The following is a 17,138-nucleotide window of genomic DNA, read 5'->3' on the forward strand; positions in this document are numbered from 1 at the left end:
ATGTCCCCGGCGCGAAGGCCGAAAGACAGAACCGCCGCGATCCGCCGAAAGGCCGGTCGCGGCGGTTTTCGTTTGCGAGACCCCTCGCCCGACGGTCTTCCGGACCGCCGCCCCCTCCCGCGAGGGGAGAGGGATGACCGCGCCGTTGCGGCCTTCGGTCCACCATGGTCAAGTTCTGGCGCAAAGCCGGAGAACTCCTTGCCGAAGCCTAGCCGCGCCCACGGAGCCGCCGTCCTGACCGCCCTGGTCCTTGCGGCGTCCGCCTGTTCGCCGACCACGCCGGAGGACGCGGCCCGGACCGCCGTCCAGGCGGCCGAGGCGGCGAACAGCGTCCCGTCGGAGGCCGTCGGCGGCCGCCTGTCGCCCGCCGAACTGGAAGGGGCCAAGCAGGGCGTGCTGCGCGGCTATCGTGAGGACGCCACCAGGCTGGCCATCCACTACGCCATGGACGACCACGCCGAGCCGGCCGAGCGTCGCCGCTGGCTGGGCCTGGCGGCCGGCACGGGATCAAGCCTGGCGATCCTGCGCGACGTCTATTTCCTGGCCCACACCGGCGAGCCGGGCGACTGCGTGAAGGCCCGCGCCCTGGTCGCCGAAGGCAAGGCGCTGTTCACCCGCGAGATCGCCGCGGCCAAGGCCAGGAACCTGCGCGACGCCAAGGTCCAGGCCCTCACGGACCTGCAGGACCTGGAACGCGAGATCGCCCACGACGCCTGCGGAACGGGCGGGGCGTAGAGTTATCCACAGGATCGCGAGCGGGGACATGCACTCGTGCGTGTCCCCAACCGCATCATCGACGCGCCAGGACGAGAACCGCCGCACCTGCCTTGGGGACACGCCGCAAGGGCATGTCCCCGACCTCTATCCCCGCGAATTCCGAATCCGCCCTCAACGAAATCAACGCGCTACACGAAAATACAAGTTTCCGATCCCCACCCTCCAGGACGGCCGCACACTAGCGGCATGACCCAAGCTCAAGACACCCCCACCTGGTGCTTCACCTTCCAGCAGAAGCTGATGGACGCCCTCGACGCGGCCTGGGCGATCCTGGAGCGCAGCGACGACCCCGCCGAGATCCGCGCGGCCCGCGACAAGGCCAAAGCCGTCGGCGACCTGGCCGCCATGGCCCGCAAGGTCGCCCTGATCGTGCCGGCCGCCCGATCCCGGGTCTCGCCGCCCTCGATGCTCGACGCCGCCGCGGCCCATCTGCACGCCGCCCAGTCGGTGGCCGACGTCGGGACGATGGTCCGGACGCCCAATCCGGCGCCGAGGGCGATCGACAAGCTCAAGGGCGGGCGGCGCGGACGGTTGTGAAGCCGGCGCGTAGGGCTTGCGCGCCGACGGGTTGCCGGGAACAACACGCAGCGACCGCACCGGCAACAGGGCTGACGTCAGCCCAGCCGCCGGCGCGTATGGTTTCGAGGGGCAAGTTCGTGGGTTTCACAAAAGAAGAAGGCCGGAAGATCATGGTGATCCTGGCCGTCAATTGGTTGGCCTGCGCCGTTCTTTCGGGCTTTCTCTTCATTCTGTCGCGACACGACCCCTTGCAGGCTTTCATCAAGTGTTTCGCCGTGTGTTGCGGAGCGGTCGTGGTGGCGTATCTGGTGAAGCGAGACCTCATTTCCGCTCTGCTGACGCTTGGCGGCGCGGTGGTCTTGTTTTCCCTGACGGTGATTCTGCATTCGGCCTTGCTGCCGCCGGATGTGGTTCCGATCTCCGGCTGAGGAGACGGGCGTCCGGGCCCCGAGGGAGCGACGAGTTTCTGACCATGACGACCTATACCGACGAAGCTGTCGCCGACCTGGCCCGCCGCCTGCTGGACCACAGCCTGCCCAAGGACCAGTGGACCCACGCCGCGCACCTGACCGCCACCCTGCGCCTGGTCCGTACACGGAACGAGGGCCTGGAGCGCGACATGCCGCGCATCATCCAGACCTACAACGTCGCGGTCGGCGGGGTGAACGACGACCACAGCGGCTATCACGAGACCATCACCCAGGCCTACCTCGCCGCCATCCGCGCCTTCGTCGCGACCCTGCCGGCCGGGACCTCCGACAGCGCGGCGGCCGCCCGGCTGCTGGCCACCCCGATGGGCGACAAGGCCTGGCCCCTGACCTTCTGGTCGCGCGAGCGGCTGTTCAGCGTGGCGGCCCGCCGGGGCTGGGTCGAGCCGGACCTGCGCCCGCTGGAGGCGCCTGTCGGGACCCCCGCATGATCCTGTTCGTCGCCTTCTATCTGGGCGTGCTGAACCTGCTGACCTTCGCGATCTTCGGCTTCGACAAGGCGGCCGCGGCCGAAAAGCGTTCGCGTGTGCCCGAGCGCGCCCTGCTGACCCTGGCCGCCCTGGGCGGCAGCCCCGGCGCGTTGGCGGCCCGCCCGGTGTTCCGCCACAAGACCCGCAAGCAGCCGTTCAGCGCCTGGCTGACCCTGATCGTGTTCGTGCAGGTGGTGGCGGTCGTGATCGGGCTGGTGGTGTGGCGCAGGAGCCTGACCGGCGCTTGACGCCCCCGCGCCGCGCCGCCACGACAGCAGTCGAGGCGCAACCGGGGGAAGATCGTTGGGGCGGAATACGATGATAACGGGCCTGCTCGCGACCGGCCTGCTGGCCATGGCCGGCCCGGCCGCCGCCGCCGCCGCCGCCGCCGACTATGGGCTCGTCGGCAAGACCGACCAGGCCGTCATGCTGATCGACCGCTCGACCGTGAAGGAAGACGGCCACATCCGCTCGGCGCGCGCCCTGATCTTCAGCCGGGACCGGCGCTTCGACCCTAAGGAGGCCTATACGATCCTGGCCTATCAGTTCGATTGCTCGGCCCTGACCTCGAAGGTCGACCGCATCCTCGTCTTCGATGAAGCCGACGCGGTGATCAGCAACGACAACACCGCCGCCTCGGCGTTTGAGCCGGAAAAGCCAGGCACCCTGGGCCGGGAAGCCCTGTCCATCGTCTGCGGGACCAAGGACTACCCCATCGCCAAGAGCCTGAGCCTGCCCGTCGCCAAGGCGGTGGCCGACGCGTTCCTGCATCCGGCGGCCAAGTAGCGGGTCGAGCCCAGGGGGGCCGCTCCGCCCTTGACGGACCTCCACGTCACCCTGCCACCCTGCGCGCAACGCCTCGGGGAGCCCGCGCCATGATCGTCGTCCATCACCTGAACAATTCGCGCAGCCAGCGCGTGCTGTGGCTGCTGGAGGAGCTGGGGCTGCCCTACGAGGTCAAGCGCTACCAGCGCGACGCCAAGACCATGCTGGCCCCGCCAGAGCTGCTGGCCGTGCACCCGCTGGGCAAGTCGCCGGTGATCACCGACGGCGACAAGACCATCGCCGAGACCGGCGCCATCGTCGAATACATCGTCCAGACCTACGGCCAGGGGCGGCTGGTCCCGGCCGCCGGGACGCCCGAGCGGCTGCGCTGGACCTACTGGCTGCACTACGCCGAGGGCTCGGCCATGACGCCGCTGCTTCTGAAGCTGGTGTTCACCGCCCTGCCCAACCGCGCGCCGGGCCTGCTGAAGGGGCTGGTCAAGAGCATCGCCTCCAAGGCGCAGAGCGGCTTCGTCGACCCGCAGCTGAAGAGCCACATCGACTACTGGGACGCCGAGCTGGCCAAGACCGCCTGGTTCGCCGGCCCCGACTTCACCGCCGCCGACATCATGATGAGCTTCCCGCTGGAAGCCGGCGCCGCCCGGGCCGGGGCCGCCTCGCGCCCGCGCGTCAAGGCGTTCCTGGACCGCATCCACGCGCGTCCGGCCTACAAGCGCGCCCTGGAGCGCGGCGGGCCGTACGACTACGCGTGATCTGAAAACCCTCTCTCTTTGAGAGAGGGAGGGGCCCATGGCGAAGCCATGGGAGGGTGAGTGGTTACACCCTCACCGAATGAAGCGCGGCTTTTCATTGGGTTTGCGAGAAGCCCCAAGATCCTTACTGGCGGTCGTCTTGGTCTCGGCGGACCGCATGGAGCCTTCTCCGGCCAGCGGTGAAACCACTCACCCTCCCACCGCTTCGCGGCGGGCCCCTCCCTCTCTCTAAGAGAGAGGGGTTGCTTAGGCCGCCCCCCCTGCGACACGGCGTCGCCGTTAAGCTTGGTTAAGGGTTCCCTCACACCCCGGTCGCCATGCTCCCCGCTTGAATCGCGCGGAGAGCGTTTTGGACCGGGGCACGGCAGAGAGCATGCGGGGCGCGACCTCGACCGCCGGCCTGGTCCTGGCCGTCTGCGCCACCATCCTGACCACCCTGTTCGCCACGGTCGCCGCCGGCGCCGCCCCGCGCGATCCCGCCCGGGTCGCGGCGGTGTTCCCGCCCTGGTGGACCCCGGCCCAGACCGCCTCGGCCGCCGCCTCGGCCGGCCAGATCGCCGGGGCCGGCGGCGTCCCCTTCATCCTGATCCTGCGCGGCGAGCCCGACGCCCTGGGCCCGCGCCTGCGCGCGGCCGGGGCCTGGCTGCTGCTCGACCCCGACGCCGCCGGGCGCTGCTCGCCCCAGGACTCGCCTGTGAGCTCGCCGCTCGCCCCGGAGACCCGCTGATGCGCCTGACCTTCTCCAACCTCGACGCCCAGCGCCAGGCCGGCGCCCGGATGATCGCCCTGCTGACGGCGCTGATGATCCCCGTGGTGATCGCCGCCAAGCTGATCCTGGGCGGACCGTTCGTGGGCCTGGCGATCGCCAGCGTCGGCGCCGCCGCCCTGGGCGGACTGGCCCTGAAGCTCAGCGCCAACGGCTCGCTGGGCCGGGCGCTGTCGGGCGTGGCCCTGATGGCCCAGGTCTCGCTGCTGGTCGCCGCCGTCGACGGCCACGCCTGGCAGATCGACATGCACATGGCCTATTTCGCGGCCCTGGCCCTGCTGGTGGTCTATTGCGACTGGACGGTGATCGCCGCCGCGGCCGCCACCGTGGCCGTGCACCACCTGGGCCTCAGCTACATCCTGCCCGCCGCGGTGTTCCCCGGCTCGGCCAGCCTGGGCCGCGTGATCCTCCACGCCGTGATCCTGATCGTCGAGGCCGGCGCCCTGATCGGCATCAGCGCCAGCGTCAACCACATGTTCGGCGTGGCCGAGCGGGCCCGGGCCAAGGCCGAGGCCGCCATGGCCGAGGCGCGCGAGGCCGACCAGGCCGCCGAACACGCCCGCCGCTCGGAGGAGACCGGCCGCGTCGCCCACGCCGCCGTCCAGGCCGAGGCCGAGCGCCAGCGGGCCGACATGGTCGACGCCCTCGCCGAGAGCCTGTCGCGCCTGGCCAAGGGCGACCTGTCGGTGCGGCTGGTCGAGCGCTTCGCCGAGTCCTACGAGCAGTTGCGCGCCGACTTCAACCAGGCGGCCGGCAAGCTGTCGGACGCCCTGGTGGTGATCGACGACCGCGTGGCCGGCGTGCGCCGGGGCTCGGACCAGATCGCCGACGCCGCCTCGCACCTGTCGCGCCGCACCGAGCAGCAGGCCGCCAGCCTGCAGGAAACCGCCAGCGCCATGGACGAGATCACCACCACGGTCGGCCACACCGCCGACGGGGCGCGCCGCGCCGCCAAGGTGGTGGCCCAGGCCCGCGAGGACGCCCGCCGCTCGGGCGAGGTGGTCGACGAGGCGGTCGGGGCCATGGGCGCGATCGAGACCTCGGCCACCCAGATCTCGCGGATCATCGGGGTGATCGACGAGATCGCCTTCCAGACCAACCTTCTGGCCCTGAACGCCGGGGTCGAGGCGGCCCGGGCGGGCGACGCGGGGCGCGGCTTCGCCGTCGTGGCCCAGGAAGTGCGCGGCCTCGCCCAGCGCTCGGCCGAGGCGGCCAAGGAGATCAAGGCCCTGATCACCACCTCGACCAGCCAGGTCGGGACCGGGGTCGATCTGGTGGGCCGCACGGGCCAGGCCCTGGAAGGCATCGTCGCCCAGATCGCCGAGATCGACGGTCTGGTCAGCGAGATCGCCGCCAGCGCCCAGAGCCAGGCCGAGGGGCTGTCGCAGATCAACACCGCGGTCAACCAAATGGACCAGGTGCTGCAGCAGAACGCGGCCATGGTCGAGCAGACGGCCGCCGCCACCCAGACCCTGAACGGCGACGCCAGCGACCTGGCGGGCCTGGTCGGGCAGTTCCAGCTGCCCCGGAAAGGTCATTCGGAACAAGCGGCGCGCCGACGCGCTTGATCCTGGCCCGTAACGGGGTCAAGCTTCGCTTTCAGGCCGGGTACTTGCTTATCGCTAACGCGGCGCCTATCCTCTCAGCCCCCGGTCGTGCGCGCCAACGTCCGGGAGTCTTCCTCCCTTTGGGCGAACCGAGCTAAAATCCGCAATGGAAAAAGTGCCGATGACCGCCGGGGGTTACCAGACCCTCGACGAAGAACTGAAGCGTTTGAAGACGATCGAACGGCCGGCGGTGATCGCCGCGATCTCCGAGGCGCGGTCGCATGGCGATCTGTCGGAGAACGCCGAGTACCACGCGGCCAAGGAACGCCAGGGCTGGATCGAAGGCCGCATCGCCGAGATCGAGGACAAGATCGCGCGCGCCCAGGTCATCGACGTCTCGAAACTGTCGGGCAAGCAGGTGAAGTTCGGCGCGACGGTCAGCGTCGTCGACGAGGACACCGAGGAAGAGGCCCGCTACCAGATCGTCGGCGAGCACGAGGCCGACGTGAAGTCGGGCCGCATCTCGCTGAGCTCGCCGCTGTCGCGCGCCATGATCGGCAAGGAAGTCGGCGAGGTGGTCGAGGTCAACACGCCCGGCGGCGTGAAGGCCTACGAGATCCTCAAGGTCGAGTGGGTCTAGCTTAAGCCCCATTCCAGGGACATTTGCGTGCGACGCGTCGAGCGGCTTAGCTTGGTCGACGCGTCGCTTTGCTATGGCCGGGATCACCGACGTGGTTGAAACCAAGAAGAACGCGGGGGCGACGCCGAAGGCCGCCCCGAAGACGAGCAAGCCGCGTAAGGCTCCGGCCGGGGCGGCTCCCGCCGCGTCCAAGCCGGCCGCCGCGAAGGCCGATGCGCCCAAGGCCGCTCCAAAGGCCGCCGCCAAGACGGCGACGTCGAAGGCCGCCCCCAGGGCCGCGAAGGGCCCCAAGGCCGAAACGCCCGCACCAGTCGCGCCCCAGGCCGCGCCGAAGCCCGCGCCGCGCCGCAAGGCCGCGCCGAAGGTCGTCGCCGAGACGCCGGCGCCCGAAACCGCCGCCCCGCCCGTTCCCCAAGCGCCCGTCAGGGAGCCGATCACCATCTGGGCCATCTCGGACGGCCGCGCCGGCATCGAGGCCCAGGCCGTGGGCCTGGCCGAGGCCGTGGCCCGCCAGGTCCCCGCCGACATCGTCGTCAAGCGCGTGGGCTGGAGCGGCCGGACCGGCCGCCTGCCCTGGTGGGCCAACTGGCTGCCGCGCCGCTGGCTCACCCCCGAGAGCGAGATCGCGCCGCCCTGGCCCGACCTGTGGATCGCCGCCGGCCGCGCCACCCTGCCCCTGTCGATCCGCGCCAAGCGCTGGTCGGGCGGCAAGACCTATGTCGTCCAGATCCAGGACCCGCGCGTCCCGGCCAACATGTTCGACCTGGTGATCCCGCCCAAGCACGACCGCCTGACCGGCGACAACGTGCTGCCGATCACCGGCTCGCCGCATCGGGTCACCAGCCAGCGGTTGGACAGCGAATACGAGAAGTTCAAGGACCGCATCGACACCCTGCCCCATCCGCGCGTGGCGGTGCTGCTGGGCGGCAAGTCCAAGGCCTTCGACCTGTCGGCCCTGCGCGCCGCCGAGATGGCCCACCAGATCCAGCTGCCGCTGGAGCAGGAGGGCGGCAGCCTGCTGATGACCTTCTCGCGGCGCACGCCCGACCAGGCCAAGGCCCTGCTGACGGCCCGCCTGCGGCACCTGCCCGGCATGATCTGGGACGGCACGGGGCCCAACCCCTATTTCGCCTTCCTGGCGGCGGCCGACTACATCCTGGTCACCGAGGACTCCACCAACATGGCCACCGAGGCCGCGTCGACGGGCAAGCCGGTGTTCATCCTGAAGATGGACGGGACCAGCCTGAAATTCCGCCTGTTCCACCAGGAGCTGGAGAGCATGGGCGCGGCCCGCCCCTACGGCGGGGCCTTCCACGGCTGGGCCTACGAGCCCGTCGACGAGACCGGCCGCGCGGCGGCGGAGGTCGTGGCGCGGATGGACGCTCGGGACGACGGCGCGACAAGCGCCTAGGGCGAGCTGAAGCGCGGCTTGCGCGTCAGGATTGTTCTCGTTATGTTCACGACATGACGGAACCCGCCATTGCAGCGCCACGGCCAGGCAAGGCCGCTCGCAACGAAATGAGGAAGGCCTTGGCGACCACGGGCAACGCCCTGTCGATCGCCATGCTGGTGACGGTCTTCCTGCAGCCCGTGTCGTCCGGTCGCGCCGTGGGGCTCGCCGGCGTCTCTGCGGTCGCCGCCTTCGTTGCCTTGCGGGTCGCCGCCCATTATGTTTTGCGCAAGATGGAGGACTGAGCATGGATCCGATCTCCATACCGCTGACGTTCCTGCTGGCCGGCGCCTTGGCCTATGGCGTCTACTGGGCCTTCAGCAAGTTCGACCGCCGCTGATCCTCGCTGTCCTCCAGGCCCGCATGGGTTCCGAACGCTTGCCGGGACGGCCGTCGATGCCGCTGGCCCGGGCGCCGCTGATCGTGCGGCAGATCGAGCGGATGGCGCGGTCGCGGCGAGTGGACCGGCTGGTGGTCTCGACCACCACCGACCCCGCCGACGACGTGCTGGAGGCCGTGGTCCGGCGCGAGGCGATCGCCGTCCATCGCGGTCCGCCGCAGGACGAACTGGCCCGCCTGGCCGGCGCCCTGGAGGCCTATCCGGCCGACCACGTGGCGCGGGTGGGCGACGACAGCCCGCTGATCGATCCCGAGCTGATCGACGCCACCCTGGACCTGCACCTGGCCGAAAACGCCGACCACACCACCAACCGCTCGCCCGGCGCGGCCTGGCCGGCCGGCCAGGGGGTGGAGGTGATCACCGCCGACGGCCTGCGCCGACTGGCCGCCGAGAGCGCGGCCCTGCGGCTGCGGGACGGCGACGCCGATCCGACCCCGCCGGCGCCCGACCGCTGGTCGTCCCTGGCCCTGCTGGCCCAGCCCGATCAGGGCGAAGTGCGCTGGGCCGTCGAGAGCCCGGCCGACTACGCCTTCGTGGCGGCGGTCTATGACGCGCTGTACCCGGCCAACCGGGCCTTCACCTCGGCCGACGTGCGGCGCCTGCTGGAGACGCGGCCCGACCTGGCGACGTTCGGCGGGGTGCGGCGGCTGTGAGCGCCCCCCGCATCCTCTTCGTCGCCGACGCCGGGCCCACCGTGGGCGGGGGGCACGTCATGCGCAGCCTGACCCTGGCGCGGGCCCTCCAGGGCGAGGGCGCGGCCTGCGCCTTCCTGGCCCCGCCCGCCGTGGCGGCGGTGCTGGACGCGTTCGGGGCCGACGTCGCCCGGATCGCGACCGACGCGGCCGCGCCGGCCGAACTGGCCTCCGCCGCCGCCCTGGCGGCCCGCGGCTTCGACGCCGTGGTCGTCGACCACTACGGCCTCTCCGCCCCCGACCACCGCGCGATCGCCGCCGGCAAGCCGGTCCTGGTCATCGACGACCTGGCCGACCGGCCGCTCGACGCCGACCTGGTCCTGGACTCCGGCCCCGCCCGCAAGGCGGCCGACTATGACGGCCTGGTCCCGGCCCGCGCCGAGCTGCTGCTGGGACCCAACCACGCCCCCGTCCGCCCGGCCTTCGCCGCCCTGCGCAAGGAGGCCCTGGCCCGCCGGGCCGAAGCCGGGCCGGTGCGGCGCGTGCTGGTCTCGCTGGGCCTGACCGATGTGGGCGGGATCACCGGCCGGGCCGTGGACCTGATGCTGCCGCGCCTGGGCGGGGCCGTCGCGCTGGACGTCGTGCTGGGCGCCGGCGCCCCCAGCCTGCCGGGCCTGCGCGACCTGGCCGTCCGCGAGCCGCGCCTGGCCCTGCATGTCGATACCCAGGACATGCCGCAGCTCACCCTGGCGGCCGACCTGGCCGTCGGGGCCGGCGGCTCCACCAGCTGGGAGCGCTGCGTCCTGGCCCTGCCGACCCTGCTGCTGGTGCTGGCCGCCAACCAGCGCGAGGCCAGCGCCGCCCTGGCCGGGGCCGACGCGGTCCTGGCCCTGGACGTCGCCGATGCGGACTTCGAGACCGCCTTCGCCGAGGCCTTCGCCCGCCTGCTGGCCGAGCCCGATCTGCGCGATCGCCTGTCGGCCGCCTCGGCGGCGGTCTGCGACGGCCGCGGCGCGGCGCGGGTCGCGCAGCGGTTCCTGGACACAATCGGCCGGAAACACCCTGGATAACGCCGTTCACCTATCCCATCTTGGCTGTAACCCAAGGGGAGCGGACATCATGAGCGGACAAGGCAAGGGCTCGGTCGTCGTCACCGGCGCCTCCACGGGCATCGGCTGGGCGGTGACCCAGGTGTTGACCCAGCGCGGCTTCCACGTGTTCGGCAGCGTGCGGAAGGCCGCCGACGCCGAGCGGCTGACGGCGGCGTTCGGAGCGGCGGTGACGCCCCTGGTGTTCGACGTCACCGACGAAGCCGCCGTGCGCGCCGCCGCGCGGACCGTCGAGGCCACGCTGGACGGTCGCCCCCTGGCGGGCCTGGTCAACAACGCCGGCATCGCCGTGGCCGGGCCGCTGCTGCACCTGCCGGTCGACGAGTGGCGCAAGCAGCTGGAGGTCAACCTGACCGGGGTGGTGATCACCACCCAGGCCTTCGCGCCGCTGGTCGGGGCGCGCAAGCCGGCCGGCGACAAACCGGGCCGGATCGTCAACATCGGCTCGGTCGGCGGCCGCAACGCCAACCCGTTCATGGCCCCCTACTGCGCGACCAAGTTCGGGTTGGAGGGCCTGTCGGAATCCCTGCGCCGCGAGCTGCTGCCGTTCGGCGTCGACGTGATCGTGGTCGCCCCCGGGGCGGTGGCGACGCCGATCTGGGACAAGGCCGACGAGACCGACACCAGCGCCTACGCCGACACCGTCTACGCCCCCGCCCTGGACCGGCTGCGGGCCTACATGCTGTCGATCGGCAAGAACGGCCTGCCGCCCGAACGGATCGGCGAGGCGGTCCACACCGCCCTGACGACGCCCAAGCCCAAGGTCCGCTACACGATCACGCCCCAGCCGATGCAGATGCTGATGGCCGACGTCCTGCCCAAGCGGACCCTGGACCGGATCGTCGGCAAGCGGCTGGGCTTGCTGCCGTAGGGCTGATCGCCGAAGGGGCGGGTTTCCCCTTCGGCGACCGCCTGGTCCTACAGCCCGTCGTCGAGCGCGCCGGCCAGGACGCGATTGTGGTTCACGTCACGATAGGCGCCGCCCGACAGGGTGGTGACGGACGTCCCGTTGATGATGATCGGCGTCGCGACCGTGCCGGGATTGATGTTGTAGTCGCCGATCGTGTTGTAGGTCGAAGAGCCGTCCAGCCGGATGCCGCAGGCGATCCCGCCGGGACCGTCCAGGATGCCGTTGTTGATCTTCACGCGGCTGGCCCCGTTCGTCAGGGAGACGCCCGTGGTCATCGGCTGGTCGGCATGTGGTTCGCACGACACCGAGACGATCCCCAGCGAGGACGCATCGACGGCGATCCCGGTCTTGGCGCCGGTGATGTTGCATTCGACGATGAAGCGCGCCGAGCCGCCTTCGACCGACACCGCCGTATGGTCGGCGTAGTTGGCGCCGCCCTTGGCCTCGAACGATCGGCCGATCGTCACCCCCGAGGAGGCGATGATCTGCACGCTGGGACCGAGCGCCGGATCGGCCAGGCCGGGGGCCGAATAGCCGTCCACCACGGCCAGCTTGGAACCCGCCGGCAGGTTGATGATCCGCAAGCCGGTCTTCTTCCAGCCGTCCAGCACGCAGAACGCGACGTGGATGTCGAAGGCCTGGACGCCCGTGGCGACCGGGGCGGCGATGTCGAAGGCGTGGGACCCGCCCGCGGTCTCGACGCTTTGCCAGAAGCCGTCACGCAGGTCGGCGCCGTAGACGTAGACGCCCCAGGCCTCGCCCTGATAGCCGCCGTTGACCACGTCCACGACCCGCTTGTAGCTGGACCCGTTGGCCGAGGCGTTGGCGAAGCCGGCGATCGTGCAGTCCGACACCACGCCGAACCGGCGGTTCGCGGCGCCCGTCTGGGCGCTGCGCGTGGTCAGGATGTCGACCCGCGCGCCGGAGGTCTGGGCTTCGTAGTAGTCGATGGGATTGTCGGCGAACTCGCCTTGGATCAAGGCGTTCGTGGCGAAGCGATGGACGAAGCCCCGGCCGCCGGTCGGAATGGGATCGACGAAGGTCGCGGTGCTTACCGCGTCGCGAAGGACGCCGATGCCCACGTGCTGGCATTCGTCGATCGGAGACGAGGTGGAGGCGTTGAAGCCCGGCTGCAGCGTGCCGTCGATCCCCGTGACATCCCCCGTCGGCGACGCCGTCACGAACACCGTGCCGAAGCGGCTTTCACCGACGAACCGGATGTAGCTGCGGTTGATCGGGACGTAGTCCGACACCAGGAACGCGCCGGCGGGGAAGCGGACGGTCCCGCGCAGGGTGATGCTTTCGCGGGCCGCGCGACGAGCCGCGTCGTTGACGGCGGCCGAGGCGTCGGCGCCGAAGCCCCACCATTCGGGACGCACGGCCTCGACGGCGCCGTCGGCGAAGATCACCTTCCCGGCGCCGGTGAAGACCCGCTCGCGCGGCGCATCGAACGGACCGGTGAAGGTCAGGGTCGCGCCCGAGGCGATGTCGAAGACCGCGCCGGGCAGCAACTGGATCGCTCCGTGTACGGTCGTGTCGGCGGCGATCGGATGGGATGAAGTCATGATGGTCATAATATGATTTCCAAAAATGGCTGGTGAGCCGACGCGGAGGTCCGCGCCGGCGTCAGAATGTTCTTGTTTTGTTCTGACAAGGGCCAAGGTGCGGCCTCCTTCCGACAGTTCGGGACGTACCCTCCCGTGACGCGTCAGGTTGAAGACCGGCTCCCTCGGCGCTCTCTCACGACGGCTTGGATCGGAACGCCGCGCGCAGGTCGCTGGTGAAGAACTCGGGCTGTTCCCAGGCCGCGAAGTGGCCGCCCTTGGGATGGCGGTTGTAGAAGACCAGCTTGGGGAACGCTTTCTCGGCCCAGCTGCGCGGGGCCTGGTAGAGCTCGTCGGGGAAGGCGCTGACCGCGACCGGCACGGTCACCCCCTGGGGCGCGAAGAACGGCAGCTTGTTCTCCCAGTAGAGCCGGGCCGAGGACACCGCCGTGTTGGTCAGCCAGTACAGGCTGACGTTGTCGAGGATGTCGTCCCGCGTCAGGCCCTCGGGCACGCCGTCGAAGACCCGGGCGATCAGGGCGTAGCTGAGGGCGTCGTGATCGAGCATCCAGGCGGCCAGGCCGACCGGCGAGTCCGCCAGGGCGTAGAGCGTCTGCGGCCGGCCCGTCATCTCCTGGGCGTAGCCCAGCCCGTGCTTGAAGAAGAAGTCCAGCTGGTCCCAGGCCCGCTTCTCGTCGGCCGAAAGGCCGGCCGGCGGCGGCGCGCCGGAATTCAGCGCGGCGGCGATCTCGGGGGGCACGGCCGAGGGCATGTTCAGGTGGACGCCCAGCACCTTGGTCGGGGCCAGCACCGCCATCTGTTCGGTCACCGGATCGCCCCAGTCGCCGCCCGAGGCGTAGAACTTGTCGTAGCCCAGGCGGCCCATCAGCACGGTCCACGCCTTGGCGATGCGGACGGGGTCCCATCCGGTCGCCGTCGGCTTGGCCGAGAAGCCGTGGCCCGGCAGGGACGGGATCACCACGTGGAAGGCGTCGGACGGCTTGCCGCCGTGCGCCGTCGGGTCGGACAGCGGATCGATGATCTTCAGCTCCTCGATGATCGAGCCCGGCCAGCCATGGGTGAGGATCAGGGGCGCGGCGTCGGCGTGCCTGGAGCGGACGTGGATGAAGTGGATGTCCAGCCCGTCGATCTGCGTCACGAACATCGGCAGGCCGTTCAGCCGGGCCTCGACCTTCCGCCAATCGTAGTCGGCCGCCCAATAGCGGGCCAGCTTCTGCATGGTGGCCAGCTGCACGCCCTGGGTCGCGTCGCCGACCGTCTCGCGCTCGGGCCACCTGGTGGCGAGGATCCGGCGGCGCAGGTCGGACAGGGCGTCGTCCGGGGCGTGGAACTGGAACGGCCGCACGGCGGCGTCGGCCGCCGGGGCGGCGGCCAGGGTGGTGGTGGCGTTGGTCATGGCGATCGCGGCTCCTGCAAGCGTGGTGGCGATCAGGGCGCGACGATCCGGCCCGTCAGATTTCGCCGACATGGATGCCCCCTGTCGAAATGGACGCCCGGCGTGGAAAGGCGTCGTCGAAGATGGCGGAAAGCCAGTCATCGACGCTTCGCGGAAAGTCCACACGAACGTTCAGATTGATTTTTATGCAATTGTAGTCATGCAGGCGATGTATCCGCGCGCCTACGCCGCGTACTCGCTCAGAAACTCGGCGGAGAACTTGCGCCCAAACCTGCCGATGGCAAGATATATGCTTCACACGTTTTCGTGTTTACGGCGCCGCTTCGCGCCGACACGAGCCTGAAGCCTCAGCGCGCATCCTGGGCGAAACCGCAGGGCGAAGGGCTCCGGCGCCCTCGGCCGGGAACCATGCCCGGACAAGCAGGCCCCGCGCCTCAACCCCCATAGCGCAGGGCGGACTCTTTCCATCATAAAGGGAGAAGTCAGGAACTTGGCCGGGGGCGGACGGGAATGGCGGACCAGACATCACAGGCGCGAAGCGCCGGCGCCGACACCGGGAGCATCGCGGGCAACGCCGTGGGCGACCAGGCGACGGCGGACGATCGCCTGGGCTTCACGCCCTATGTGGAAGCGATAGCGCGTTTCCTGACCTCCAAGGCCACCAAGCCGCCGCTCACCATCTCCATCGAAGGCGAATGGGGCAGCGGCAAGTCCTCGTTCCTGCTGCAGCTGGAGCGCGCCATCGGCGGCGTGCGGATCCGGACGCCCCTGTCCCGGCGGCTGCCGAGATGGGCCGGCGGGCTGGGCTCCGCGGCGGTCACGCACAAGCACACCGCGCTGAGCGTGCGCTTCAACGCCTGGCGGCACGACAAGCAGGACGCGCTCTGGGCGGCCTTCGCCCTGGCCTTCGTCAAGTCGCTGCGCACCGAGGTGGGCCTGATCCGGGCCTGGCGGGGCGATGTGCTGCTGTTCTTCAAGCGGTTGAACGGCTGGGCGTTCGCAGTCTTCCTGCTGTCGCTGCTGGCGATGCTGCTCGGCGCCTTTGAAGCCTGGCATCTGGTGAAGACCCACCCAAACCAAGCGGGATTGCTCCTGGATTGGCTGGTGGCGGTCAAGCCGGACAAGTCGACAACGTCGACCGAGCAGGACTTCGCACCGGCGCTGCGCCAAGCCCTGTCCACCGGGGGCTTCGGCGCGATCGCGGCCATTGGCCTGGCCGGACTCTACAAGTACCGGACGTTCCTCAAATCACCCCTCACCCTGCAGCTGGAGAAGTACATCTCCAAGCCCGACTACGAGGGTCACACCTCGTTCATCGAGGAGTTCCACCTGGACCTGAACCGGCTGGTCGAAGCCTATGCCGGCGACCGGCGGGTCTTCATCTTCATCGACGATCTGGACCGCTGCGACGTGCCGCGCGCCGCCGACCTGATGCAGGCGATCAACCTGATGATCGGCGACACCCGGAACCTGGTCTTCATCATCGGCATGGACCGCGAGAAGGTCGCCGCCGGGATCGCCCAGAAATACAAGGACATCCTGCCGTTCCTCCGCGACAGCGCCCACTGGAAGCCGAACGACGAGAAGGACAACTATACGCCGCTGTATTTCGGCTACGGCTATCTGGAGAAGTTCATCCAGATCAGCTTTTCACTGCCCATCGCGGCCGACGAGGCGGCGCTGGAAAGCTTCTTCAGGGACGACCCGCCCCCTCCGCCTGGTTGGGGCGCACGGCTCTGGGCCTATTGGAAGCCGAGGCTTCCCCGGCTTCCAGGATCCGCGCCGCCGGAGGCCGCGGAAGCGGCTGACCCGACGCCGCCATCCGGATCGGCGCCGATATCGCCGGAGGCGGCGGCGGAAAGGGAATATATCCGGCTCGAAGTGGATCGGGACTCCGAACGGGTCCGCGACATCGTCAAGGCGGTCAGCGGCCTGTTCGAATACAATCCCAGGCGCATAAAGCAGTTCATCAACACCTTCCGCCTGGCGCTCTACATCGCCAGCGACCTGGGCCTGTTCGACAAGGAAGGCGCGCGCGGCCCCGACGCCACGCCCGAGCAGATCGGCAAGTTCGTCGCCCTGCTGCTGCGCTTTCCCGACCTTCGCTTCGTCCTGGACGAGGACCGGAGCCTGCTCCGCAAGCTCCAGGAAGCCGCGTTCACCTGGCCGGAGCAGCGGAACCTCGCCTATCATTGGCTGGACAAGCCGGGGGCCGTTCAACTGCTCAAGTTCGGATGCGAGCCGGGCCGGTCTTCCGACCAGTACTCGCTGGCCGCGTTCGACATCAATCGGCTGTTTTCCGTCCTGCCCCGCGTGGCGGGGCCGCTGGACGCCTCGAGCACCGAGCTCTCCATCTTCGATGAGTTGGCGCGCCGGTACGACGATATCCGCAGGTCCGAACCGAGCAGCAACGCGCGCACGGCGAAGATGACCAACGTCGCCGAAGAAGCGATCAGCCAGGCCGGTCGATTGTCGCCGTCATCGGCGACCGCGGTGCTGGCCCGCCTCGCGGTCGGCGCCCGGTCCGGCCGACGCCTGATGCGGATCCTGATCGCCTCGGCCCACCGGACGCCGGCCAATCTCCCCTGGCTTCTCGACTACAACGGAAACTTCGTGAGCCCGTTCGAGCACTTCTGGTGCATCCAGACGCTCATCCTCCACACGGACCTGATGAGCCAGGATCAGCGTGCTCGGGTCGCCGCCAGCCTCACGTCGCACTGGCTGGCGATCAGCGCCGATCCCGGCCGGATCCGCGCGGCGCAGGAGTTGCGCAGACTGGTGACGTCGCGCCCGCGCTCCGGATCAGCCTCGGGGCCGACCTCCGCGCCGGCTTCGTCGTCGGCGAAGACCGCGGCGCCGTCCGCGAAAAGGCCGGCGACGAAGCGGTCGGCCGCTTCGTCGGAGGCATCGACGAAACCCATGAAGAAGTGA

17 protein-coding genes and 1 pseudogene are annotated in these 17,138 nt (G+C 70.2%); 16 read left to right on the plus strand and 2 right to left on the minus strand.

All coding sequences use genetic code 11. The features are described 5' to 3' along the window. Nucleotides 1-198 precede the first annotated feature (198 nt). The 15 genes and pseudogenes from BR39_RS0105095 to BR39_RS0105165 all read left to right on the plus strand — a co-directional run bounded on the left by BR39_RS0105095 (nucleotide 199) and on the right by BR39_RS0105165 (nucleotide 11,207). Nucleotides 199-735 (plus strand): hypothetical protein, encoded by a 537-nt coding sequence (locus BR39_RS0105095; protein WP_029908371.1) that lies wholly within the window; start codon nucleotides 199-201, stop codon nucleotides 733-735. 228 nt (nucleotides 736-963) lie between these two features. Next, entirely contained in the window at nucleotides 964-1,314 is a 351-nt protein-coding gene (locus BR39_RS0105100; RefSeq protein WP_029908373.1) for a hypothetical protein, read from the plus strand. 119 nt (nucleotides 1,315-1,433) lie between these two features. Then, complete coding sequence (locus BR39_RS0105105) at nucleotides 1,434-1,724, plus strand: hypothetical protein (RefSeq protein WP_156035587.1); 291 nt, start codon at nucleotides 1,434-1,436, stop codon at nucleotides 1,722-1,724. Nucleotides 1,725-1,768: 44 nt separating this feature from the next. Then, nucleotides 1,769-2,215, plus strand: coding sequence for a hypothetical protein (locus BR39_RS0105110; RefSeq protein ID WP_029908377.1), 447 nt, complete (start codon nucleotides 1,769-1,771; stop codon nucleotides 2,213-2,215). Then, nucleotides 2,212-2,502 (plus strand): DUF1294 domain-containing protein, encoded by a 291-nt coding sequence (locus tag BR39_RS0105115; RefSeq protein WP_035018163.1) that lies wholly within the window; start codon nucleotides 2,212-2,214, stop codon nucleotides 2,500-2,502. The genes BR39_RS0105110 and BR39_RS0105115 overlap by 4 nt, the downstream gene beginning before the upstream one ends. A 70-nt stretch (nucleotides 2,503-2,572) precedes the next feature. Next, entirely contained in the window at nucleotides 2,573-3,040 is a 468-nt protein-coding gene (locus BR39_RS0105120) for a surface-adhesin E family protein (RefSeq protein WP_029908379.1), read from the plus strand. 89 nt (nucleotides 3,041-3,129) lie between these two features. Next, nucleotides 3,130-3,792 (plus strand): glutathione S-transferase family protein, encoded by a 663-nt coding sequence (locus BR39_RS0105125; protein WP_029908382.1) that lies wholly within the window; start codon nucleotides 3,130-3,132, stop codon nucleotides 3,790-3,792. Between the two features lie 373 nt (nucleotides 3,793-4,165). Then, entirely contained in the window at nucleotides 4,166-4,519 is a 354-nt protein-coding gene (locus BR39_RS0105130; protein WP_051695204.1) for a hypothetical protein, read from the plus strand. After that, complete coding sequence (locus tag BR39_RS0105135; RefSeq protein ID WP_029908385.1) at nucleotides 4,519-6,126, plus strand: methyl-accepting chemotaxis protein; 1,608 nt, start codon at nucleotides 4,519-4,521, stop codon at nucleotides 6,124-6,126. The genes BR39_RS0105130 and BR39_RS0105135 overlap by 1 nt, the downstream gene beginning before the upstream one ends. Before the next feature lie 145 nt (nucleotides 6,127-6,271). Further along, the gene (gene greA, locus BR39_RS0105140; protein WP_018061146.1) at nucleotides 6,272-6,745 is read left to right on the plus strand and encodes a transcription elongation factor GreA; all 474 of its coding nucleotides are present in this window, start codon (nucleotides 6,272-6,274) and stop codon (nucleotides 6,743-6,745) included. Between the two features lie 433 nt (nucleotides 6,746-7,178). After that, a pseudogene (locus tag BR39_RS0105145) lies at nucleotides 7,179-8,123 on the plus strand (mitochondrial fission ELM1 family protein); the annotation flags it as partial. A gap of 152 nt (nucleotides 8,124-8,275) precedes the next feature. Then, entirely contained in the window at nucleotides 8,276-8,440 is a 165-nt protein-coding gene (locus BR39_RS0105150) for a hypothetical protein (protein WP_231499402.1), read from the plus strand. A gap of 91 nt (nucleotides 8,441-8,531) precedes the next feature. Continuing rightward, nucleotides 8,532-9,248, plus strand: a complete 717-nt coding sequence (locus tag BR39_RS0105155; protein ID WP_029908393.1) for a cytidylyltransferase domain-containing protein — start codon at nucleotides 8,532-8,534, stop codon at nucleotides 9,246-9,248. After that, nucleotides 9,245-10,297 carry a UDP-2,4-diacetamido-2,4,6-trideoxy-beta-L-altropyranose hydrolase gene (gene pseG, locus BR39_RS0105160; protein WP_029908395.1) on the plus strand — a complete coding sequence of 351 codons (1,053 nt, stop codon included), beginning with the start codon at nucleotides 9,245-9,247 and terminating at the stop codon, nucleotides 10,295-10,297. The genes BR39_RS0105155 and pseG overlap by 4 nt, the downstream gene beginning before the upstream one ends. A 49-nt stretch (nucleotides 10,298-10,346) precedes the next feature. After that, on the plus strand, nucleotides 10,347-11,207 hold the full coding sequence (locus BR39_RS0105165) for an SDR family oxidoreductase (RefSeq protein ID WP_029908397.1): 861 nt from the start codon (nucleotides 10,347-10,349) through the stop codon (nucleotides 11,205-11,207). A gap of 47 nt (nucleotides 11,208-11,254) precedes the next feature. On the opposite strand, the gene BR39_RS0105170 is transcribed toward BR39_RS0105165, so the two are convergent. Together BR39_RS0105170 and BR39_RS0105175 are read right to left on the minus strand one after the other, a co-directional pair. Further along, complete coding sequence (locus BR39_RS0105170) at nucleotides 11,255-12,811, minus strand: hypothetical protein (RefSeq protein ID WP_156035588.1); 1,557 nt, start codon at nucleotides 12,809-12,811, stop codon at nucleotides 11,255-11,257. Between the two features lie 175 nt (nucleotides 12,812-12,986). Then, nucleotides 12,987-14,279, minus strand: coding sequence for an epoxide hydrolase family protein (locus BR39_RS0105175; RefSeq protein ID WP_029908401.1), 1,293 nt, complete (start codon nucleotides 14,277-14,279; stop codon nucleotides 12,987-12,989). A 504-nt stretch (nucleotides 14,280-14,783) separates the two neighbouring features. On the opposite strand from BR39_RS0105175, the gene BR39_RS0105180 reads away from it, so the two are divergent. Next, nucleotides 14,784-17,138, plus strand: a complete 2,355-nt coding sequence (locus BR39_RS0105180; protein ID WP_197026644.1) for a P-loop NTPase fold protein — start codon at nucleotides 14,784-14,786, stop codon at nucleotides 17,136-17,138.

The organism is Caulobacter sp. UNC358MFTsu5.1 (assembly GCF_000712075.1).
In the GTDB taxonomy this organism is placed as follows: Bacteria; Pseudomonadota; Alphaproteobacteria; order Caulobacterales; family Caulobacteraceae; genus Caulobacter.

Coding starts and splice junctions, on each gene's coding strand:
- BR39_RS0105175 (WP_029908401.1), bottom strand. CDS start 14,279: ATGTCGGCGAAATCTGACGGGCCGGATCGTCGCGCCCTGATCGCCACC.
- BR39_RS0105115 (WP_035018163.1), top strand. CDS start 2,212: ATGATCCTGTTCGTCGCCTTCTATCTGGGCGTGCTGAACCTGCTGACC.
- BR39_RS0105135 (WP_029908385.1), top strand. CDS start 4,519: ATGCGCCTGACCTTCTCCAACCTCGACGCCCAGCGCCAGGCCGGCGCC.
- BR39_RS0105110 (WP_029908377.1), top strand. CDS start 1,769: ATGACGACCTATACCGACGAAGCTGTCGCCGACCTGGCCCGCCGCCTG.
- BR39_RS0105100 (WP_029908373.1), top strand. CDS start 964: ATGACCCAAGCTCAAGACACCCCCACCTGGTGCTTCACCTTCCAGCAG.
- greA (WP_018061146.1), top strand. CDS start 6,272: ATGGAAAAAGTGCCGATGACCGCCGGGGGTTACCAGACCCTCGACGAA.
- BR39_RS0105165 (WP_029908397.1), top strand. CDS start 10,347: ATGAGCGGACAAGGCAAGGGCTCGGTCGTCGTCACCGGCGCCTCCACG.
- BR39_RS0105130 (WP_051695204.1), top strand. CDS start 4,166: ATGCGGGGCGCGACCTCGACCGCCGGCCTGGTCCTGGCCGTCTGCGCC.
- BR39_RS0105120 (WP_029908379.1), top strand. CDS start 2,573: ATGATAACGGGCCTGCTCGCGACCGGCCTGCTGGCCATGGCCGGCCCG.
- BR39_RS0105125 (WP_029908382.1), top strand. CDS start 3,130: ATGATCGTCGTCCATCACCTGAACAATTCGCGCAGCCAGCGCGTGCTG.
- BR39_RS0105170 (WP_156035588.1), bottom strand. CDS start 12,811: ATGACTTCATCCCATCCGATCGCCGCCGACACGACCGTACACGGAGCG.